This is a genomic window from Kitasatospora sp. NPDC057015, from assembly GCF_042673745.1.
GTDB lineage: Bacteria > Actinomycetota > Actinomycetes > Streptomycetales > Streptomycetaceae > Kitasatospora.
On sequence record NZ_JBHUSG010000022.1, the window covers coordinates 1 to 20,038 of the forward strand.

The window sequence follows — 20,038 nt, forward strand, 5'->3', positions numbered from 1 at the left end:
CTGACGTTGACCCGCAGCTTGCGGCCGCCGGTGAAGATGTCTGCGGTGCCGTCCTCGTTCTGGTCGAGGAAGGTCCCGAATCCGGCAGGGGGCTGAGCCAGCCTGTCCACTTCCTCCTTGAGGGCCACGATCTGGTCGCGGGCCTCCCGAAGGGTGGAGGCGAGCCGTTCGTTCTGGGCGGTCACGCCGGCCAGGTTGGTCTGGAGCTCGACGATCCGCTCTTCGAGGATTCTCGAATTGCGCGGCGAGTCGGCGAGCTTGCGGCGCAGGACAGCGATTTCCTGCTCGAGGTACGAGACCTGAGCGGCCTCGTCGGAACCACGAGCGGGCCTGCCGGTGCTGCGGTTGTAGTCGTCATCGTGGGCTGCCACGGTCCTCACCTCCTCCGGGGAGCTGGACGCTTCCAGACCCTACCTGGGACCAGGGGTCCGTAAACCCCTAGATCAAGAAAGATGGAACGGGCGTGTCCGATCTTCGCCCTCGCGTGCTTCCCCTCTGCTTAAGAGATACCCACCGCGCACCGGCCAAAGCGGACCAGATGTATCGTCGAGCGAGTCGATATCCGATCGCGACCAGGACTACCGGTCGGATCGTTGTACGAACGGCGGGATTACCCCTCAATACGGGGTGACTCGGGACAGAACGGCAGGAGACATGTCGGTGACCGGTGAGGCAACGGCAGCGGGCGAGCCGCTGGAGGTGTGGATCGACCAGGATCTCTGCACCGGTGACGGCATCTGTGTGCAGTACGCACCGGAGGTCTTCGAGCTCGACATCGACGGGCTGGCGTACGTGAAGGGCTCGGACGACGAACTGCGCCAGCAGCCGGGCGACACCGCCCCCGTACCGCTGACCCTACTTCAGGACGTGGTGGACTCGGCCAAGGAGTGCCCGGGCGACTGCATCCACGTGCGGCGGGTGGCCGACCGGGTCGAGGTGTACGGGCCGGATGCCGGCTGACTGATCGGGGCTCGGTTCGCCTCCGGGCCGCTTTGATCCGGTGCCAACGGGCGGTCGCTTCGTCGGTCGCTTCGCTCCCTCCCGCGCTCTCTTCCTCTCGGCACCGGCGCGCCCCTTCGGCTCACTCGCGGCTCTGTACCGGCCCGCAGGTCACCGCCCTGCGGGCCCGTGCGAGTGGGCCGGGGCCGGCCCTGCGGGGGGTGCGGCGGGTGTCAGGCCTGGGCCGGCGGGGCCTGGGTCTGGGTGCGGGTCCAGCGGCCGCTCTGGCGGGCCCAGGTGAGGTCGAGTGAGACGTCCGGGCTGAACCTCGGGACGTCGTCGGAGGAATAGCCCTGGGCGTGCCCGGTGATGACGCCGTCGCTGCGCAGGGCCAGTCGGCTGACCGTCAGGTTCTCCTGCTCGGAGAGCAGGGTCGCGACCACCACCGGCCGACCGGCCGGGCCCGGTCCCAGCAGGTAGACCGCGTCGGGCGGGGTGCCGTTCTCGGCGTCGCAGTGCGCGGCGGCCACCGTGCCCGGCTTCCCGTCGCCCAGGTCGGCGCCGAAGTGCACCGATATCTTCACCGGGAAGGGTCCGCAGTCGAGGGGCAGTTCGGCCTTGGCCGGATCCGGCGCCTCGGCGGCCGGCAGGGCCCTCGGGGCGAGGGTCGGGCGCACCGGTCCCGGCGTGCCGTTCGCCGGGTTCGCCGCGAGCCCGCCGGCCACCACGGCGGCGCAGCCGGCGGCCACCACCGCCCAGTGCCCGATGCGCGGGCGGGCGTGTCCGGGCACGGCCTGCGGCGGCGCCCCTCCCCCGGTCGTCCCCTCAGCCATCGCCGTCCCGACCGCTGCATCCACCAGGCGTTCCCCTCCACCGGTACGGTGCCCTGTCCGGGCACGGTGGGTGTCCGTGAGCGAGCATCGTCCCACACGCCGACGGCGTCGCGGACAGGGGGTCGGACGCCGCGTCGGCGTCCCCCACCAGCACGGACGCGAGGGGCGGTACGGCGGGCTCCGGCCCGTCGTACCGCCCCTCGCGCGGTGTCGTCACTGCGGTCAGCCGAGGTCCGGCGCCTCGGTCGCCCCGGGGTTCGCGGCCTTGGCCGCGGCACGGGCCGCGGCCCGCTCCTGCAGGCTCTGCTCGGGCGACCCGTTGTCGTACTCCTCGCCGTACGCGCCCTTGGCCGGGCGGCGGCGGCGCAGCGGCGGCTCGACGCCGTCGGCGAGGCGGCGGGAGGTGAGCAGGAAGCCGGTGTGCCCGATCATGCGGTGGTCCGGGCGGACGGCCAGCCCCTCCAGGTGCCAGGTGCGGACCATGGTCTCCCAGGCCTGCGGCTCGGTGAAGGTGCCGTGGTCGCGCAGTGCCTCGACGGTCCGCGACATCTGCGTGGTGGTGGCCACGTAGCAGCAGATCAGACCGCCGGGGACGAGCGCCTTGGAGGCGACGTCCAGGCACTCCCAGGGGGCCAGCATGTCGAGGATGACGCGGTCGACGTCGGCCTCCACCAGGTTGTCCTGGAGGTCGCCGACGGTGAGCTTCCAGGCCGGGTGCGGCCCGCCGAAGTAGCGCTCGACGTTGCCCTTGGCGATGTCCGCGAAGTCCTGGCGGCGCTCGTAGGAGGCCAGCAGGCCGGTGTCGCCGACGGCGCGCAGCAGGTACGTGCTGAGGGCGCCGGAGCCGACGCCGGCCTCGACCACGCGGGCGCCGGCGAAGATGTCGGCCATCGCTAGGATCTGCCCCGCGTCCTTGGGGTAGATCACGGCGGCGCCGCGGGGCATGGACAGGACGTAGTCGGGGAGCAGGGGGCGCAGCGCGAGGTACGGGACGTTACCCGTGGTGCGCACGACCGTGCCCTCGGGGGCGCCGATCAGCTCGTCGTGGGGGAACGCACCCTTGTGGGTGTGGAACTGGTTCCCGGCCTGGAGCGTGAACGTGTAGTGGCGGCCCTTGGGGTCGGTCAGCTGGACCTGGTCCCCGACCTGGAAGGGCCCGCGTCGGCGGGTGGCACCGGTCGGTTCGGACATGCGGACAATTCTAAGGGCTGGCGGCCGTCCCACCGACCACAGTGATCACTCGGACCACGCCGCTGCCCCCGCGGGGCCCTGCCAGCCGCCCCGCAGCCGCCCGCCGCCGCCGCCGGCACGGCTGCCGACGCCACCCGGGCGCCGCGGCCGCTCAGTGGCCGGAGACCGCCCTGGTGAGCCGCTGCTCGACGTCGGTCAGCGCCAGCACCCCGTACGGGGAGCCGTCCGCCTCGACCACCAGGTACTCGCTGGCGGGGGTGGCCCGGACGGCCCTGAGCAGGTCCTCGCCGGCCAGGTCGGCCGGCAGCCGCAGGCCCGGCTCCAGGTCGCGGGCGAGGGCGCCGACCGCGATCCAGGGGCGCCGGTGCTCGGGCACCGCGCGCACCGCGGACTCGCGGACCAGTGCGAGCGGCTCGCCCAGCCCGTCGACCACCAGCACCGCGCCGGCCTCGGCCTCGCGCGCCCGGCGCAGCGCCTCGCCGAGCGGGGTGTCGGCGGTGACCGGCACCACCCGGCGGGCGAGGTCCCGTACCCGCAGTCCGGGCAGGGCCTCCTTCAGCCGGGCGCCCCGCAGGCCGCCGACCGCGCCGTTCCAGATGATCGCGGCCAGCACGGCGGCCAGCGCCGCGTCGATGAGCGTGTCCGTGCCGGTGCGCTGGCCGCCGTCCCGCGAGGCGCTGAAGAGGGGCAGGCCGACCAGCACGGCGACGGCTAGCACCCGCCCGGCCCAGGAGGCGGCCACGGTGCCGGCCATCGGGCGGCCGGTCAGGCCCCAGACGACGGCGCGCAGCATCCGGCCGCCGTCCAGCGGCAGGCCCGGCAGCAGGTTGAAGGCGGCGACCACGAAGTTGCTGAGCATCAGCCCGGCCAGCAGCACGCCGGGGACGCTGGACAGGTCCACCAGCCGGCCGGCCGCCAGGAAGACGCCGCCGAGCACCAGCGAGAGCAGCGGCCCGACGAAGGCCAGCCAGAACTCCCGGGCCGGGCTCTGCGCCTCGTTCTCGATCTCCGAGATGCCGCCGAGGAACTGCAGCTGGATCCGGCGCACGCCCAGCTTGTAGCGCAGCGCGACCAGCGTGTGCGCCAGCTCGTGCACCAGTACGGAGGCGTAGAAGGCGATCGCGAAGGAGAGCGCGACCAGGTAGCGGGTGCCGCCCAGCTCGGGCAGCACCCGGGCGAGCTGGCCGCCGAAGATCCAGGTGATCAGCGCGGCGATGACGAACCAGGACGGGGTGACGTAGACCGGCACGCCGAAGGGCCGGCCCATCAGGATGCCCCCGCGCGGGCCGGAGCCCCCGGGCCGCGGTGTGCCGCCGCCGGGTGGTGGCTGGTCGGAGGTCTGCTGCCCCCTGGTGTCGCTCACCGGTGTCCCCTCAGCTCGTCGTCCCCGTCGTGTCCGCGCCGTCCGCCCACGCTACGTGATCTCCGGCGGAATCCGGCGCCCGCCCCTCCCAGGGGTACTCCTACCCGTTCCGGGGCCGCTCCAGAGCCGCCGGTGTCAGCGCCGTGGCAGCGGAATGACACCGCTGGGCCATAGGGTCGGGGCATGCACCAGACCGACCACGGCCCGATCGTCGAGGCGCCGGCCCGCCGGCCCGCGCCCCCGACCGGGCTGTCCCCGTCGCGTGCGGGGGACTTCCTGACCTGTCCGCTGCTCTACCGGCTCCGGGTGATCGACAAGCTGCCCGAGCCGCCGAGCTCCGCCGCCACCCGCGGCACCCTCGTGCACGCCGTCCTGGAACGGCTCTTCGACAGCCCGGCCGCCGAGCGGACGCCCGAGCGCGCGCTCGGGCTGCTGCGCCCGCAGTGGGAGCGGCTGCTCGGCGAGCGCCCCGAGCTGGCCGGCCTGTTCGCCGGCGGCGAGGGCGGCGGCGAGCCGGACGGCGCCGCGCTGACCCGCTGGCTGGCGGACGCCGAGAAGCTGATCGGCCAGTGGTTCAGGCTGGAGGACCCGACCCGGCTGCACCCCGTCGAGCGCGAGCTGTACGTGGAGACGGCGCTGGAGTCCGGGCTGCTGCTCCGCGGCTACATCGACCGGGTGGACGTCGCGCCGACCGGTGAGGTCCGGCTGGTCGACTACAAGACCGGCCGGGCGCCCTCGCGGGACTTCGAGGGCAAGGCGATGTTCCAGATGAAGTTCTACGCCCTGGTGGTGTGGCGCTGGAAGGGCGTGATCCCCAAGCGCCTCCAGCTCGTCTACCTGGGCGGGGGCGGCGACGTGGTGTCGTACGACCCCGACGAGGCGGACCTGCGGGCCGTCGAGCGCAAGCTGACGGCGCTCTGGGAGACCATCTCGCAGGCGGTGGCGACCGGGGAGTTCCCGGCCACCCGGAACCGGCTCTGCGACTGGTGCGACCACAAGGCGAGCTGCCCGGAGTTCGGCGGCACCACCCCGCCGTACCCGCTGCCGCTGACCGGCCCGCCGGCCGGCGCCGTCCCGGCCGCGCGGGCCGCCGACACCCCCCGAACCGACCCCGCCGACCCCGCCGCGCCCGCGCCGCAGGGGTCGGACGAGCACCCGAGCAAGGAGTCCTAGGTGACGATCCGAGTGCTGCTGGTGGACGACCAGCCGCTGCTGCGTACCGGCTTCCGGATGATCCTGGAGGCCGAGTCCGACCTGGTGGTGGTCGGCGAGGCCGGGGACGGGCAGCAGGCGCTGGACCAGGTCCGGGCGCTGCAGCCCGACGTGGTGCTGATGGACATCCGGATGCCCCGGATGGACGGCGTCGAGGCCACCCGCCGGATCGCCGGACCGGGCCGGGACGGCCCGGCCAAGGTGCTGGTGCTGACCACCTTCGACCTGGACGAGTACGTGGTCGAGGCGCTGCGCGCCGGGGCGAGCGGGTTCCTGCTCAAGGACGTGCCGGCGGAGGAGCTGGTGCAGGCGATCCGGGTGGTCGCCGACGGCGCCGCGATGCTCGCCCCGAGCATCACCCGGCGGCTGCTGGACATGTACGCCACCAAGCTCCCCTCCGGGGACGAGGCGCCGCCGCAGGCCCTGACCGCGCTGACGGAGCGTGAGCTGGAGGTGCTGCGGCTGGTCGCCCGCGGCCTGTCGAACGCCGAGATCGCGGCCGAACTGTTCGTCAGCGAGACGACGGTGAAGACGCACGTCGGCCACGTGCTGACCAAGCTTCAGCTGCGCGACCGGGTGCAGGCCGCGGTGTACGCGTACGAGAGCGGGCTGGTGCGCCCCGGCTCGCAGTAGGACGTGCGCGGCAGGACGTTCGCGGCAGGACGTGCGCAGGAGCACGCGCGGGCCGGCCCGGGGCAGGACGCCCGGGGCCGGCCCGCGGGCGTCCTGCCCGGGCGCGGACACGAGGGTGGCCCGTCCGCTCCCTTGCACCAGGAGGAGCGGACGGGCCACCGGTCTGCGCGGCGCCGCTGCGGCTACTTGCTGCGGCCGATCTCCCAGAACCGGAACACGCCGGTGGTGTCGACGGTGGACTCCACGCCGGTGATGTTGGAGCGGGAGGCGTAGAAGGACTTCGCCTGGAAGATCGGGATCAGCGGCACGCCCTCGGCGGTGATGTTCTGCATCTGCGCGAAGATGGCGCCGGCCGCGGCCCGGTCGGCCTGCTTCAGGCTCTCCGGCAGCAGCTTGTCGCTGATCCGGGCGTCGTTCCAGCCGGTGTGGTAGGCGCCGCCGTCGACGACCAGCGGTGCGACGAAGTTGTCCGCGTCCGGGTAGTCGGCCGTCCAGCCGATCGTGTAGGCCTGGTAGGTGCCGGCCTTCCAGCCCTTCTTGAACTTGTCCCAGTCGGCCTCCTGGGTGACCGCGACCTGGAACAGGCCGCTGGCCTCCAGCTGCTTCTTGATCTCCGCGGCCTCGGCGCCCTCGGCCCGGGCCCGCGACCAGGTGAGGCTCATCTTGACCGGCAGCGAGACCTTGGCCGCGGTGAGGATCTGCTTCGCCTTCGCGACGTCCGGGTCGCCGTACTTGTCGAAGAAGGCCGTGTTGTGGCCGGCCACCCCGGCGGGCACCACCGAGTACAGCGGCTGGACGGTGCGGGCGTAGACGTCGCGGGCGAGCACCTTGCGGTCGAGCAGCTGGGCCACCGCCTGGCGCACGGCCGGGTTGCCGGTGACGGCGTCCTTGGTGTTGAAGGCCAGGTAGCGGGTCTCGGAGCTGTCGCCGTCGGCGACCTGGACCGCCGTCTTGCCGGCCTGCTGGTCCGCCAGGTACTGCGCGCCGGCACCCGGGTCGAGGCTGTTGTCGGTGAGGTCGACCTCACCGGTGTCCAGCGCGGTCTTGAGGTCGGCGCCCTTGAGGAAGTACCGCAGCGTGAACTTCTTGTTCCGCAGCTTCTCGTCGCCGTTGTACTGCTCGTTGGCGACCAGCGTGACCTTGCCCGGCACCTTGGTGCCGCCCTCGGCGGCCATCGTCTCGACGCTGTCGATCTTGTACGGACCGGAGCCGACCAGCTTGTCGTTGGGCAGCAGCTTGTCGGCCGGGAACACCTGGTGGTCGACGATCGCCCCGGCCGAGCTGGCCAGCTTGGCGGGCAGCACCGCGTCCGGCTGGCTGAGCTGGAAGGTGACCTCGGTGTCGCCCTTGGCCTGCACCGACGTGATGGAGTCGAGCAGCGAGGACGGGCCGTTGTCGTCCTTGATCTTCTTCATCCGCTCGATGGAGAAGACCACGTCCTGGGCGGTCAGCGGGTGGCCGTTGGAGAACTTCAGGCCGGCCCGCAGGGTGCAGTGGTAGGTGGTGGCGTCGCTCCCGGTGAACTCACAGGACTGCGCGGCGTCCGGGCTCGGCGCGGAGCTGCCGGCCGGGAACTTCAGCAGGGACTGGAAGGTGTTGTGCAGCAGCAGCCAGGAGCCGTTGTCGTAGGCACCCGCCGGGTCCAGCACGTTGGTGACGCTGGTCGTCCCCATCACGATCGCCCCACCCGGGTCGGAGCCGGTGACGGCCTTGGTGACCGAGCCGCAGCCCGCGACCGTGGTGGCGACCAGTCCGGCACAGGTGAGCGCTGCCAGTCGTTGAGCTGAAGTCATGGGGGTGGCGTCCTTCTCGGTGCGGCCGGCGGTGTCTGCCGGTGGCCTCCGCGCAGGCTCTCCCGATCGGGAGTGCGGTGTGGCCGGATGCCGCGCGACCACGGACCGGACGGGGTTGCCCGTCTTCGGTGGTGGCACGGCGTGAGGGTGTGGGGCCACAGCGATCTGCCGGCCGGGCGTGGTGGCTCGGCTGGTGGCGACCGCTGAGGGGAATCGATCGGAAGTAGCGTGCCACATCGGCCACGGATCGCCCCCACCCGTGCGGGGCCGGATCGAGACCCTCCGAGGGGCGAGGGCGCACTCGAACCGACGAGTTGTCAGCCAATGCCCGATTTCTCCCCGGACGAGGGGCACGTCCCGTCAACAACCGGGGGCTACCGACCAGTAGGGGAGGTTGACAATGAGACGACAATCACACAAGTGCGAGGGATAGGACGCGGCCGGTCGGATCAGGCCCTCGCACCCGGGCACCGCCCGGGACGGTCCCGGTGACGTCGGCCCGCGACGCCGTCCGCGAGACCCGCACCCGTCGGCCCGTCAGCCCGCCACCGCCCGGCCGGACCCGCACGTCGACCGGCACGTCGACCGGCCGTCACGCGGCGGCCGGCCCGGGGCCGACCGGCCGTCACGGGCGCCGCTGCCCCCGGACCGTCACCCTTCCAGGCCGTCGGGCACCAGGACGGCCGGACGCCGGGCCCGTCACACCGTCAGGCGTGCGTCACACCCGCGAGGCCACCAGCGACCGCAGGACGTCCAGGTCGACCAGCTCCAGCGAGGGCAGCACCAGCCGGCCGGGAGCGGGCTCGATCACCGCCACCGAGGGCACCGCGATCACCGGGCAGCCGGCCGCCTCGGCCGACGCCACCCCGGTCGGGGCGTCCTCCACCACCACGCAGCGGGCGGGCTCGGCCCCGAAGCGGCGGACCGCCTCCAGGTACGGGTCCGGGTGCGGCTTGGTGCGCGGCACCTCGTCGCCCGCGAGCGAGAAGGCGAAGTGGTGGGTGCCGAGGGTGGCCAGCACGATGTCGATGATGTGCCGGTGCGAGGCCGACACCAGCGCCGCCGGGACCCCGTGCGCGGCCAGCGTGTTGAGCAGCCGCTCGGCACCCGGCATCAGCGGCACCCCGCCGGCCAGCAGGTCCACGAACCGCTGGTTGATCAGCGTGGTGAGGTCGGCCGGCGCGAGGTCCACCCCGGTGCTGGAGAGCAGGTAGTCGATCACCCGTGTCATCGGACCGCCCACCACGTGCGCCCGGTCGTTCTCGTCCAGCGCGTGGCCCAGCTCGGCGAACAGCGACACCTCCGCCTGCCACCAGAAGTCCTCGGTGTCGACCAGGGTCCCGTCCATGTCCAGCAGCACCGCCTGCAGGCCTGGCCCGTCGCCGTGGTCGAGGACGCGGGTGGCGGTGGAGATGGTCGTCATGGTGGGAGTCCTTCCGTTCGCGCACACCCGGATCTGCCTCCGGGGATGGCACGGGCCGGCCCGCTGGTGAGCGGACCGGCCCGTTCAGGATGATCCAGGATACGCCCGGTTCGTCGAAATGCGGCGAACGCTGTGCGACACCCGGGTTACCGCGCGTTGACACCCACGCACCGGGGGCGGGCGGTTCGGGCCGCCCCCGGCGTCGGCGGGTCAGCGCGCGTTGAAGTACTTCGCCTCCGGGTGGTGGATGACGATCGCGTCGGTGGACTGCTCCGGGTGGAGCTGGAACTCCTCGGAGAGCACCACGCCGATCCGCTCCGGCTTCAGCAGCTCGGCGATCTTGGCGCGGTCCTCCAGCTCGGGGCAGGCCCCGTAGCCGAGCGAGAACCGGGCGCCGCGGTACTTCAGCGCGAACATGTCCTTGACGTCCTGCGGGTCCTCGCCGGAGAAGCCCAGCTCGAAGCGGACCCGGGCGTGCCAGAACTCGGCGAGCGCCTCCGCCAGCTGGACGGACAGGCCGTGCAGCTCCAGGTAGTCGCGGTAGGCGTCGGCCTTGAAGAGCTCGTTGGCGGCCTCCGAGATCCGGTTGCCCATGGTGACCACCTGCAGGCCCAGCACGTCCTTCTCGCCCGACTCCTCCGGGCGGAAGAAGTCCGCCAGGCAGAGCCGGCGCCCGCGCCGCTGGCGCGGGAAGGTGAACCGGGTGTGCTCGCTGCCGTCCTCGTTGTAGACCAGCAGGTCGTCGCCCTTGGACGCGGCCGGGTAGTAGCCGTAGACCACGGCCGCCTCCAGCCAGCCCTCGGTCTGCAGCCGGTCCAGCCACATCCGCAGCCGCGGCCGGCCCTCGGTCTCCACCAGCTCCTCGTACGAGGGGCCCTCGCCGCTGCGCGCCGCCTTCAGGCCCCACTGGCCCTTGAACAGCGCGTCCTCGTCCAGCCAGGAGGCGTAGTCGGCGAACGGGATGCCCTTGACGATCCGGTCGCCCCAGAACGGCGGCTCGGGCACCCGGTTGTCGACCGCGACGTCCGAGCGGATCTGGCCGAGGTTCTCCTCCTGCTCCTCCACGACCTCGACCCGGGCGTGCCGGCGCTGCTTCAGCTCCGGCAGGCTCGCGCCGGGCACCCCGCGCTTGACCGCGATCAGCGCGTCCATCAGGCGCAGTCCCTCGAAGGCGTCCCGGGCGTAGCGGACCTCGCCCTCGTAGATCTCGTGCAGGTCCTGCTCGACGTAGGCCCGGGTCAGGGCGGCGCCGCCGAGGATCACCGGGAAGTCCGCCGAGAGCCCCCGCTGGTTGAGCTCCTGGAGGTTCTCCTTCATGATCACGGTGGACTTCACCAGCAGGCCGGACATGCCGATCACGTCGGCCCGGTGCTCCTGCGCGGCGTCCAGGATCGCCGAGACCGGCTGCTTGATGCCCAGGTTCACGACGGTGTAGCCGTTGTTCGACAGGATGATGTCGACCAGGTTCTTGCCGATGTCGTGGACGTCGCCCTTGACGGTGGCCAGCACGATGGTGCCCTTGCCCTCGTCGTCGGACTTCTCCATGTGCGGCTCCAGGTGGGCGACGGCGGTCTTCATGACCTCCGCCGACTGGAGCACGAACGGCAACTGCATCTGGCCCGAGCCGAACAGCTCGCCGACCACCTTCATGCCGGCCAGCAGCGTGCTGTTGACGATCTCCAGCGCCGGACGCTCGGTCAGCGCCTCGTCGAGGTCCGCCTCCAGGCCCTTGCGCTCGCCGTCGATGATCCGCCGCTGCAGGCGCTCCTCCAGCGGCAGCGCCGCCAGTTCCTCCGCCTTGGACGCCGCGCTGGAGGCCGCCGAGACGCCCTCGAACAGCTCCAGCAGCCGCTGCAGCGGGTCGTAGCCCTCGGACCTGCGGTCGTAGACCAGGTCGAGGGCGACCTTGCGCTGCTCCTCGGGGATCCGGGCCATCGGCAGGATCTTGGAGGCGTGCACGATCGCCGAGTCCAGTCCGGCCTCGACGCACTCGTGCAGGAACACCGAGTTGATCACCTGGCGGGCCGCCGGGGAGAGGCCGAAGGAGATGTTGGACAGGCCCAGCGTGGTCTGCACGGCCGGGTGGCGGCGCTTGAGCTCGCGGATCGCCTCGATGGTCTCCACGCCGTCGCGGCGCGACTCCTCCTGCCCGGTGCCCAGGGTGAAGGCCAGGCAGTCGACCAGGATGTCGTACTCGGCGACGCCGTACTCGCGGCCCAGCTGCTCGATCAGCCGCTCGGCGATCGCCACCTTCTTCTCGGCGGTCCGGGCCTGGCCCTCCTCGTCGATGGTCAGCGCGACCAGGCCGGCGCCGTGCTCCCGGGCGAGGGCGGCGACCTTGCCGAAGCGGGTGTCCGGGCCGTCGCCGTCCTCGTAGTTCACCGAGTTCAGCAGCGCGCGGCCGCCCAGCATCTCCAGTCCGGCCCGGAGCACGTCCGTCTCGGTGGAGTCCAGCACGATCGGCAGGGTGGAGGCGGTCGCCAGCCGGCCGGCGATCTCCTTCATGTCGGCGACGCCGTCGCGGCCGACGTAGTCGACGCAGAGGTCCAGCAGGTGGGAGCCGTCGCGGATCTGCTCGCGGGCGATCTCCACGCAGGCCTGCCAGTCGCCGGCCAGCATCGAGTCGCGGAACTTCTTGGAGCCGTTGGCGTTGGTCCGCTCGCCGATCGCCAGGTAGGAGGTGTCCTGGCGGAACGGCACCGACTGGTAGAGCGAGGAGGCGGACGGCTCGGGCTGCGGGTCCCGCGGGGCGATCTCGCGCCCGCGCACCCGCTCGACCACCTGGCGCAGGTGCTCGGGGGTGGTGCCGCAGCAGCCGCCGACCAGCGAGAGGCCGTACTCGCGGGTGAAGACGTCGTGCGCGTCGGCCAGCTCGGCGGGGGTCAGCGGGTAGTGCGCGCCGTCCTTGCCCAGCACCGGCAGACCGGCGTTCGGCATGCAGGAGAGGCCGACCCGGGCGTTCTTCGCCAGGTAGCGCAGGTGCTCGCTCATCTCGGCGGGGCCGGTGGCGCAGTTCAGCCCGATGTAGTCGACGCCCAGCGGCTCCAGCGCGGTCAGCGCGGCGCCGATCTCGGAGCCCAGCAGCATGGTCCCGGTGGTCTCCACGGTGACCTGGACGATCAGCGGCAGGTCCAGCCCGGCGTCGGCCAGCGCCTGCTTGCTGCCCAGGACGGCCGCCTTGGTCTGCAGCAGGTCCTGGCTGGTCTCCACCAGCAGCGCGTCGGCGCCGCCCGCGATCAGGCCGGCCGCGTTCTGCCGGAACCCCTCCCGCACGGTCGCGTAAGGGATGTGGCCGAGCGTCGGCAGCTTGGTGCCCGGCCCGATCGAACCGAGCACCCAGCGGGTGCGTCCGTCCTCGTAGGAGTCGGCCACCTCGCGGGCGATCCGGGCGCCCGCCTCGGAGAGCTCGAAGATCCGCTCCGGGATGTCGTACTCACCCAGCGCCGAAAGGTTGGCACCGAAGGTGTTGGTCTCCACGCAGTCCACGCCCACCGCGAAGTACGCCTCGTGGACGGAGCGCACGATGTCGGGGCGGGTGATGTTGAGGACCTCGTTGCAGCCCTCCAGGTCCTGGAAGTCCTCCAGGGTCGGGTCCTGCGCCTGGAGCATGGTGCCCATCGCGCCGTCCGCCACCACGACCCGGGTGACGAGGGCTTCACGCAGGGCGCTCGCGCGCTCCTGCTGGACGGTGGACGGGGTGGCTGCAGTGGCCATGGGGCTTCTCCCTGGGTGCGACGGCTGTCGGCTTTGCGCCCCGCTGAGTCGGGGACGCACCTGGCCAGGGTATCCGTCCGCGCCCGGAGACCGGCGGACCGTTTCGTATCCTGAGCGTTCGATCAAGACGGGGGACTGGAAATGACGTCGATCCTGGGACGGCCGAGGCGCGCGGCGGGGGCCGCGCGGGCCCGCTGGCGGAGGCTGTCGCGCACCCGCCGGAGCCTGCTCGCCGTGCTGGTGGCACTGGGTGTGCTGGTGCTCCCGGTGGGTTCGGCCGCCGTCGCCCTGCGGCTGCAGTACGCGGGCGACCCGGCCGACGGGGCCCGCACCCGGGGCCGGGACGCCGTCTGGCTGGGCCACGCCTGGGTCGACGGCCGAAAGGGTGAGGAGGACGTCACCGCGCTGGCGCGGCGCCTCGCCGGCACCGGGATCCGCGACCTGTACGTGCACACCGGCCCGCTGGAGCACGACGGCAGCCTGCCGGCCGCCCTCCACCCGCGGGCCGCCTGGTTCGTCGGGGCCGTGCACCGGGCGATGCCCGGCGTGCGGGTGCAGTCCTGGCTGGGCGACGTGGTGGAGCCGGAGAAGACCGGGCTGGACCTGGAGGACGCCGCCTCGCGCGACCGGGTCACCGCCTCGGCCCGGCAGGTGCTGGACCTCGGCTTCGAGGGCGTCCACTTCGACATGGAGCCGATCCGCCCGGGCTCGCGGGGCTGGCTGGCCCTGCTCGACCAGGTGCGGGCCGTCACCTCCGGCCGCGGCGTGCCGCTGTCGGTGGCCGCCCCGCAGATCGACCCGCTGCCCGGCCTGCACGTGCTGACCACCGGCCTCAGCGGCCACGGCAAGTGGTGGTCCCAGGCGTACTTCGCCGAGACCGCCCGCCGGGTGGACCAGATCGCGGTGATGTCGTACGACACCAGCATGGTGCTGGAGTCGCTCTACGGCGGGTACGTCGCCCAGCAGACCACGCTCGCGCTGGAGGTGACCCCGCCCGGGGTCGACCTGCTGATGGGGCTGCCCGCCTTCTGGGAGGACAAGTGGGGCCACTACGGCTCGGCGGAGACCGTCCGGGCCGCGGTGCGAGGGGCCCGGCTCTCGCTCGGCCGCAACGACCCGACCCGGCAGGCCTTCGGCCTCGCCTTGTACGTGGACTTCGCCTCCACCCCCGAGCACTGGTCGGCCTACCGCGACGGCTGGGTCGGCTGACCGGCCGGCGGGAGCCTCAGGGCACCGCCCGGTGCAGCGCGATCAGCAGCCGCCAGACGTCGGCGGCGATCGTGCCGGGCTCGGCCTCGACCCGCTCGTGCAGCCAGTCGGCCAGGACGCCGGTGAAGGTGGCCGCCACCGCGGTGGCGACCAGGTCGGCGTGCCGGGCGCCGGCGAGTTCGCGCTCGGTGCGGCTGCGCTCGCGCAGCTCCCGGTGGAGCAGCTCCCCCAGCGGGCCGCTGCCGCCGGGGCCCAGCAGGCTGCGGTAGAGCGTGCCGTGTAGCGCCGCGTCGGTGAAGAACGCGGCCAGGGCCGGCGGCGGCGCGGCCGGGTCCGGCAGCCCGCGCCAGGCGTGCAGGGCGTCCACGGCCTGCCGGACCACCTCGGCGCAGGCGTCCACCGCGAGGGCCTGGAGGTCCTCGTAGTGCAGGTAGAAGGTGGCCCGGCCGAGCCCCGCCCGGCGGACCACGGCGGAGACGCTGACCGCGGCGAGCGGGCGCTCGGCGCACTCCGCGAGCAGGGCCAGCCGCAGCCGCTCCCGGGTGCGTTCGGCCCGGGGGTCGGCTGCCGGCGGACGGGCCTCGGTCATCCGGCCACCAGGACGGCGCCCAGGGCGACGGCGCCGGGCAGTGCCTGGGCGAGGAGGATCCGCCGGTTGGCGGTGGCGCCGCCGTAGAGGCCCGCGACCAGGACGCAGCTCAGGAAGAACACCTGCACACGGTAGCCGGTGGGGTCGGCGGCGATCAGGCCCCAGAGCAGTCCCGCCGCGAGGAAGCCGTTGTACAGACCCTGGTTGGCGGCGAGCGGCGCGGTGAGGCGGGCGGTCTCGGCGTCGAAGCCGGACAGCTCGCGGCCGGGCCGGCGCTGCCACAGGAACATCTCCAGCACCAGGATGTAGCCGTGGAGCGCGGCCACCAGGCCGACCAGCACGTTCGCGGTGGTCTGCACGACCACTCACCGCCTTTCGGGACAGCGTCGGGGCATCCTGATGGACACCTGTCCACAGTTTATGGACAGGTGTCCAGGAATGCCATGCCCCGGCGGGTGTCCCGGGTCACGTACGGGCGTCGCGGCGGCGCTCCGCGGTGTCCCGGCGCTCCGCGCCGAGGTGCACCGCCAGTGCGGCGAGGTAGCGCTCCAGCGCCGCGGTGTACCCGGTCAGGTAGCGCGCGACGAAGCGGTAGAAGGGGTTCCGGATCTCGCCCCGCTCGACGATGCAGACGGTGCAGCCGCCCGGCCACGGAGTGATCTCGTACGTCCAGGTGCCGCCGAACGGCAGCCGCGGATCGGCGATCGCGGTGACCAGCCGCAGCGGCTCGGTCGCGTCCACCAGCTCGTAGGCGATGTCACCGTGGCTCGCGTACTCGCGCCAGCAGACCCGGCCGGCGTCGTCCGGCAGGCGCTCCACCCGGTGCACACCGGGCCGCCAGAGCGGGTAGCGGTCGATGTCGGTGAGGGCGTCCCAGACCACCGCGGGCGGCCGGTGCACCTCCAGCGACCTGCGGGCCCGGTGCTCCAGCGGCAGGCGGCGGCCGAGCGCGAACACCGTCGCGCCGATCGCAACCGGCACCCCGAGGACGATCAGCGGCCATCTCGTCGGCACGGCTTCCTCCTCTGCCGTCCGGCCCCCTGACTCCATCATCGCGTGACTCCGGCCCCGCGCCGACCCGGGCGCGGATGGCGACGGGCACGGGTCGGAGCCGGGCGCCGGCGGGGGCGGAGTGCCGTAGCGGGCCGGGCGCGGGCACCGACGGCCGGCCGCACGAGCGCCACCGGATCACGCAACCGGCCGATCGCGGAGCGCCGGATCCCGGACGACCGGGGCGGCGGTCGGTGAGACCCGTGGTCGTGAGGCCGTACGCGTGAGCCCCGTACACGTCAGCGCCGTAGACGTCAGCCCGTAGACGTCAGCCCGTAGACGTCAGTGAGGGCGGGCGCCGAAGCACCCGCCCTCCCTCACGGACCCGCTCGCACTACCGGGCCGCCGTTGCCTTCGGACGTCAGACCCGCACCCGGACCGGCGCCGTGGAGCCGCGGACCACCAGCTCGGGCTCGAAGAGCAGCTCGTCGTGGGTGACCTTGACGCCCGCGATCTCCCCCGCGAGCAGTTCGACGGCCGCCCGGCCCATCGCCTCGATCGGCTGCCGGACGGTGGTCAGCGGCGGGTCCGTGCAGGTCATGAACGCGGAGTCGTCGTACCCGATCACCGACACGTCGTCCGGCACGGAGAGGCCGGCGCGGCGCACGGCCCGCACCGCGCCGAGCGCCAGCGGGTCACTCGCGCAGACAATGCCGGTGACGTCGCGCCGCAGCAACCGGGTGGTCGCGGCCTGGCCGCCCTCCAGGCTGAACAGGGCGCGCTCGACGAGCTCGTCCGGCAGCTCCAGGCCGGCCCGCTCGGCGGCGGCCCGGGCCGCCGCCAGCTTGCGGCGGGAGGGCATGTGGTCGGCCGGGCCGAGCACCATGCCGATCCGCCGGTGGCCGAGCTGCTTGAGGTGGCCGATCGCCTGCTCGACCGCCACCGCGTCGTCGCAGGAGACCCGGGGGAAGTCCAGGTCGTCGATCGCCGCGTTCAGCAGGACCGTGGGCAGGCTGCGCTCCGCGAGCCGGTCGTAGTGCTCGTGCGGGGCGTCCTGCTGGGCGTAGAGGCCACCGAAGAAGACCACCCCGGAGACGTGCTGCTCCAGCAGCAGGTCGACGTAGTCCGCCTCGGACACGCCGCCGGCCGTCTGGGTGCAGAGCACGGGCGTGAAGCCCTGGCCCGCGAGCGCCCCGCCGACCACCTCGGCGAAGGCCGGGAAGATCGGGTTCTGCAGCTCGGGCAGCACCAGGCCGACCAGCCGGGCCCGCTCGCCGCGCAACTGGGTGGGCCGCTCGTACCCCAGGACGTCGAGCGCCGTCAGCACCGCGGCCCTGGTCGCCTCCGAGACGCCGGGCTTCTCGTTCAGCACACGGCTGACCGTGGCTTCGCTCACCCCGACCTTCTGGGCCACCTGAGCAAGTCGTCGTGTCATGTTTGCGAGTATACGACGGAAAGCGCAATTTCCTTGCGAAAAATTGCAAACCTCCATCCGGCCCGGACCAGCGGGGCAACCGGGCACGCCTGCCCGCGGAGCTGCCCCTTTAACCGTTGGATCGACACCCGGCACTCCCGCAAAATGACCCTCCGGGCCTGCCGTCCGGCACCTGCCGCAGGCATCAAAGCCCGTAGGCTGGGCAGGTAGGGACCATGGGGCGAGCGGCTCCATGGGTGGAGAGGTTCGACAGTCGGCAGCCGGCCAACGGCGCCCTTGCAGGCCCGGGAGGGCCGGGCGCACGGCCGCCGGCCGACCGGAGGGAGACGCTGGGTGATCGAGCTGGAAGATGTTCCCGAGTTGATCGACCCGGTGATGGTGTGCGCCTTCGAGGGCTGGAACGACGCCGGTGACGCGGCCTCGGCGGCCGTGGCCCATCTGGACGAGACCTGGAGCGGCAAGGTCTTCGCCGCCCTGGACGCGGAGGACTACTACGACTTCCAGGTGAACCGGCCGACCGTCTGGCTGGACGGCGGCATCCGCCGGATCACCTGGCCGACCACCCGGCTTTCGGTGGTCCGGGTCACCGAGCCGAAGACCAGGGACCTGGTGCTGGTGCGCGGCATCGAGCCCAGCATGCGCTGGCGCTCCTACTGCAACGAGCTGCTCGGTTTCGCCCACGAGCTGGGCGTCGAGCTGGTGGTGATCCTCGGCGCGCTGCTGGGCGACACCCCGCACAGCCGCCCGGTGCCCGTCAGCGGGGTCACCTCCGACCCCGACCTGGCCCGCACCCTGGACCTGGAGGAGAGCCGCTACGAGGGCCCGACCGGCATCGTCGGCGTGCTCCAGGAGGCCTGCACCCACGCCGGGGTGCCGGCCGTGACGCTGTGGGCGGCCGTGCCGCACTACGTCGCGCAGCCGCCGAACCCCAAGGCGACCCTCGCGCTGCTCAACAAGCTGGAGGACCTGCTCGACCTGCGGATCCCGCCGGGCGAGCTCGGCGAGGACTCCCGGGCCTGGCAGCTCGGGGTGGACCAGCTGGCCGCCGAGGACAGCGAGGTGGCCGAGTACGTGCAGCAGCTGGAGGAGGCCCAGGACACCGCCGAGCTCCCGGAGGCGTCCGGCGACGCCATCGCCCGCGAGTTCGAGCGCTACCTGCGCCGCCGGGAGAACCTGGGCCCGACCGGCGAGAAGCCGGTCGCCGGCCACGCCACCGCCGAGCGGCCGGCCGAGCCGGAGCCCGGCGCCACCGACACCAAGACCGGCGAGGACGAGCCCGAGGCGGGCACCGAGGACTGAGCCGCGCACCGGCACACCGGACACGCCGAAGGGGCGTCAGGATCTCCTGACGCCCCTTCGGCGTTCCACGGGCAGCGGGCCGGCCCGACAGGCCGACGCCGGGAAGCGCGCCGGCCCTACCGTGCGACGCCGAGCAGCGCGCCGGCCCTACAGTGCGACGCCGAGCAGCGCGTCCACCGTCCGCGAGACCAGGCCGGGCGCGCCGATGTCGTCACCGCCGGTCGCGGCCTGCGCCTCGGCCCAACGGTCCACCGCGGCCAGCGCGGTGGGCGTGTCCAGGTCCTCGGCCAGCGCCGCGCGGACGTCCGCGAGCAGGGCGTCCGCGGACGGACCGTCAGGGCGGGAGACGGCCGCACGCCAGCGGGCCAGCCGCTCCTGGGCCTCGTCCAGGGTGGCCTTGGTCCACTCCCAGTCGGTCCGGTAGTGGTGGCCGAGCAGGGCCAGGCGGATCGCCGCCGGGTCCACGCCCTCACGGCGCAGGGTGGAGACGAAGACCAGGTTGCCCCGGGACTTGGACATCTTGTGCCCGTCCAGCCCGACCAGACCGGCATGCACGTACGCCTGGGCGTAGGGGTGCTCGCCGGTGGCGATCTGGGCGTGCGCGGCGCCCATCTCGTGGTGCGGGAAGGAGAGGTCGCTGCCGCCGCCCTGGATGTCGAACGACATGCCCAGGTACTTCAGGGCGATCGCGACGCACTCGATGTGCCAGCCGGGCCGGCCGTGGCCGAGCTCGGTGTCCCAGGCGGGCTCGCCGGGTCGGGCCGCGAGCCAGAGCAGCGCGTCCAGCGGGTGCTTCTTGCCGGGGCGCTCCGGGTCGCCGCCGCGCTCGGCGAAGACCGGACGCATCTCCTCGCGGGTGAGTCCGGAGACCTCGCCGAAGCGCGGGTCCGACTCGACCGAGAAGTAGATGTCGCCGTCCAGGTCGTACGCGGCGCCGCTCGCCAGGAGCTTCTGCACCAGCGGGACGATCCACGGGATCGACTCGACGGCGCCGATGTAGTGGGCCGGCGGGAGCATCCGCAGCGCCGTCATGTCCTCGCGGAAGAGCGCGGTCTCACGCTCGGCGAGGGCCACCCAGTCCTGGCCGGTCTCGACGGCACGGGCGAGCAGCGGGTCGTCCACGTCGGTGACGTTCTGCACGTACAGGACCTCATGGCCGGCGTCCTTCCAGACGCGCTGCACGAGATCGAAGGTGTTGTAGGTGGCGGCGTGGCCGATGTGGGTCGCGTCGTAGGGGGTGATTCCGCAGACGTAGATCCGGGCGGTGCCGTCCTGCGGCACGACCTCCCGGATACAGCCCGCGGCGGTGTCGTGGATACGAAGGGGGAGCCCCTGACCAGGCAGGGCGGGAACCTCGGAGGCGGGCCAGGCATGCATGGAACCGACTCTAACCTTGCGATCATTTGAAAGCCTAA

16 protein-coding genes and 1 pseudogene are annotated in these 20,038 nt (G+C 73.0%); 5 read left to right on the forward strand and 12 right to left on the reverse strand.

Annotated features, from left to right (window positions below; translation table 11 throughout):
• A pseudogene (locus ACFTWP_RS21200) lies at nucleotides 1-371 on the reverse strand (proteasome ATPase); the annotation flags it as partial.
• 283 nt (nucleotides 372-654) lie between these two features.
• Here ACFTWP_RS21200 and ACFTWP_RS21205 point away from each other — a divergent pair.
• Complete coding sequence (locus ACFTWP_RS21205) at nucleotides 655-960, forward strand: ferredoxin (RefSeq protein WP_380266180.1); 306 nt, start codon at nucleotides 655-657, stop codon at nucleotides 958-960.
• Nucleotides 961-1,172: 212 nt separating this feature from the next.
• Here the strand turns inward: ACFTWP_RS21205 and ACFTWP_RS21210 are convergent, their stop codons facing one another.
• From ACFTWP_RS21210 to ACFTWP_RS21220, 3 genes are all read right to left on the reverse strand, one after another.
• Nucleotides 1,173-1,772, reverse strand: coding sequence for a hypothetical protein (locus ACFTWP_RS21210; protein WP_380266181.1), 600 nt, complete (start codon nucleotides 1,770-1,772; stop codon nucleotides 1,173-1,175).
• Nucleotides 1,773-1,994: 222 nt separating this feature from the next.
• Nucleotides 1,995-2,963: a tRNA (adenine-N1)-methyltransferase gene (locus ACFTWP_RS21215; RefSeq protein ID WP_380266182.1), complete on the reverse strand. Its 969-nt coding sequence runs from the start codon at nucleotides 2,961-2,963 to the stop codon at nucleotides 1,995-1,997.
• Between the two features lie 151 nt (nucleotides 2,964-3,114).
• Complete coding sequence (locus ACFTWP_RS21220) at nucleotides 3,115-4,326, reverse strand: site-2 protease family protein (protein ID WP_380266183.1); 1,212 nt, start codon at nucleotides 4,324-4,326, stop codon at nucleotides 3,115-3,117.
• A gap of 183 nt (nucleotides 4,327-4,509) precedes the next feature.
• Here ACFTWP_RS21220 and ACFTWP_RS21225 point away from each other — a divergent pair, with 183 nt between their 5' ends.
• Together ACFTWP_RS21225 and ACFTWP_RS21230 are read left to right on the forward strand one after the other, a co-directional pair.
• A complete protein-coding gene (locus ACFTWP_RS21225; protein WP_380266184.1) occupies nucleotides 4,510-5,499 on the forward strand; it encodes a RecB family exonuclease in 990 nt (329 codons plus the stop codon).
• Nucleotides 5,500-6,171: a response regulator gene (locus tag ACFTWP_RS21230; protein ID WP_380266185.1), complete on the forward strand. Its 672-nt coding sequence runs from the start codon at nucleotides 5,500-5,502 to the stop codon at nucleotides 6,169-6,171.
• 182 nt (nucleotides 6,172-6,353) lie between these two features.
• On the opposite strand, the gene ACFTWP_RS21235 is transcribed toward ACFTWP_RS21230, so the two are convergent.
• The 3 genes from ACFTWP_RS21235 to metH all read right to left on the reverse strand — a co-directional run bounded on the left by ACFTWP_RS21235 (nucleotide 6,354) and on the right by metH (nucleotide 13,101).
• On the reverse strand, nucleotides 6,354-7,964 hold the full coding sequence (locus ACFTWP_RS21235) for an ABC transporter substrate-binding protein (RefSeq protein ID WP_380266186.1): 1,611 nt from the start codon (nucleotides 7,962-7,964) through the stop codon (nucleotides 6,354-6,356).
• Between the two features lie 718 nt (nucleotides 7,965-8,682).
• Complete coding sequence (locus ACFTWP_RS21240; RefSeq protein ID WP_380266187.1) at nucleotides 8,683-9,387, reverse strand: HAD family hydrolase; 705 nt, start codon at nucleotides 9,385-9,387, stop codon at nucleotides 8,683-8,685.
• A 210-nt stretch (nucleotides 9,388-9,597) separates the two neighbouring features.
• Nucleotides 9,598-13,101, reverse strand: coding sequence for a methionine synthase (metH, locus tag ACFTWP_RS21245; protein ID WP_380266188.1), 3,504 nt, complete (start codon nucleotides 13,099-13,101; stop codon nucleotides 9,598-9,600).
• A 141-nt stretch (nucleotides 13,102-13,242) separates the two neighbouring features.
• Here metH and ACFTWP_RS21250 point away from each other — a divergent pair, with 141 nt between their 5' ends.
• Nucleotides 13,243-14,310 (forward strand): hypothetical protein, encoded by a 1,068-nt coding sequence (locus ACFTWP_RS21250; protein ID WP_380266189.1) that lies wholly within the window; start codon nucleotides 13,243-13,245, stop codon nucleotides 14,308-14,310.
• A gap of 16 nt (nucleotides 14,311-14,326) precedes the next feature.
• Here ACFTWP_RS21250 and ACFTWP_RS21255 read toward each other — a convergent pair whose 3' ends face one another.
• The 4 genes from ACFTWP_RS21255 to ACFTWP_RS21270 form a co-directional block, all read right to left on the reverse strand.
• Nucleotides 14,327-14,899, reverse strand: a complete 573-nt coding sequence (locus ACFTWP_RS21255) for a TetR/AcrR family transcriptional regulator (protein ID WP_380266190.1) — start codon at nucleotides 14,897-14,899, stop codon at nucleotides 14,327-14,329.
• On the reverse strand, nucleotides 14,896-15,258 hold the full coding sequence (locus ACFTWP_RS21260) for a DUF1304 domain-containing protein (protein ID WP_380266191.1): 363 nt from the start codon (nucleotides 15,256-15,258) through the stop codon (nucleotides 14,896-14,898). Before ACFTWP_RS21260 ends, ACFTWP_RS21255 begins: the two co-directional genes overlap by 4 nt.
• Before the next feature lie 106 nt (nucleotides 15,259-15,364).
• Nucleotides 15,365-15,913: an SRPBCC family protein gene (locus ACFTWP_RS21265; protein WP_380266192.1), complete on the reverse strand. Its 549-nt coding sequence runs from the start codon at nucleotides 15,911-15,913 to the stop codon at nucleotides 15,365-15,367.
• 397 nt (nucleotides 15,914-16,310) lie between these two features.
• On the reverse strand, nucleotides 16,311-17,324 hold the full coding sequence (locus ACFTWP_RS21270; RefSeq protein ID WP_380266193.1) for a LacI family DNA-binding transcriptional regulator: 1,014 nt from the start codon (nucleotides 17,322-17,324) through the stop codon (nucleotides 16,311-16,313).
• 333 nt (nucleotides 17,325-17,657) lie between these two features.
• On the opposite strand from ACFTWP_RS21270, the gene ACFTWP_RS21275 reads away from it, so the two are divergent.
• Nucleotides 17,658-18,623: a PAC2 family protein gene (locus tag ACFTWP_RS21275; protein ID WP_380266194.1), complete on the forward strand. Its 966-nt coding sequence runs from the start codon at nucleotides 17,658-17,660 to the stop codon at nucleotides 18,621-18,623.
• A gap of 147 nt (nucleotides 18,624-18,770) precedes the next feature.
• On the opposite strand, the gene mshC is transcribed toward ACFTWP_RS21275, so the two are convergent.
• The gene (gene mshC, locus ACFTWP_RS21280; RefSeq protein ID WP_380266195.1) at nucleotides 18,771-20,000 is read right to left on the reverse strand and encodes a cysteine--1-D-myo-inosityl 2-amino-2-deoxy-alpha-D-glucopyranoside ligase; all 1,230 of its coding nucleotides are present in this window, start codon (nucleotides 19,998-20,000) and stop codon (nucleotides 18,771-18,773) included.
• Between the last annotated feature and the right edge of the window lie 38 nt (nucleotides 20,001-20,038).

What these genes read in the sequence shown, in the direction of transcription:
- ACFTWP_RS21205 (WP_380266180.1), top strand. Translation starts at nt 655, where the DNA reads ATGTCGGTGACCGGTGAGGCAACGGCAGCGGGCGAGCCGCTGGAGGTG.
- ACFTWP_RS21210 (WP_380266181.1), bottom strand. Translation starts at nt 1,772, where the DNA reads ATGGCTGAGGGGACGACCGGGGGAGGGGCGCCGCCGCAGGCCGTGCCC.
- ACFTWP_RS21215 (WP_380266182.1), bottom strand. Translation starts at nt 2,963, where the DNA reads ATGTCCGAACCGACCGGTGCCACCCGCCGACGCGGGCCCTTCCAGGTC.
- ACFTWP_RS21225 (WP_380266184.1), top strand. Translation starts at nt 4,510, where the DNA reads ATGCACCAGACCGACCACGGCCCGATCGTCGAGGCGCCGGCCCGCCGG.
- ACFTWP_RS21235 (WP_380266186.1), bottom strand. Translation starts at nt 7,964, where the DNA reads ATGACTTCAGCTCAACGACTGGCAGCGCTCACCTGTGCCGGACTGGTC.
- ACFTWP_RS21240 (WP_380266187.1), bottom strand. Translation starts at nt 9,387, where the DNA reads ATGACGACCATCTCCACCGCCACCCGCGTCCTCGACCACGGCGACGGG.
- metH (WP_380266188.1), bottom strand. Translation starts at nt 13,101, where the DNA reads ATGGCCACTGCAGCCACCCCGTCCACCGTCCAGCAGGAGCGCGCGAGC.
- ACFTWP_RS21250 (WP_380266189.1), top strand. Translation starts at nt 13,243, where the DNA reads ATGACGTCGATCCTGGGACGGCCGAGGCGCGCGGCGGGGGCCGCGCGG.
- ACFTWP_RS21255 (WP_380266190.1), bottom strand. Translation starts at nt 14,899, where the DNA reads ATGACCGAGGCCCGTCCGCCGGCAGCCGACCCCCGGGCCGAACGCACC.
- ACFTWP_RS21270 (WP_380266193.1), bottom strand. Translation starts at nt 17,324, where the DNA reads ATGACACGACGACTTGCTCAGGTGGCCCAGAAGGTCGGGGTGAGCGAA.
- mshC (WP_380266195.1), bottom strand. Translation starts at nt 20,000, where the DNA reads ATGCATGCCTGGCCCGCCTCCGAGGTTCCCGCCCTGCCTGGTCAGGGG.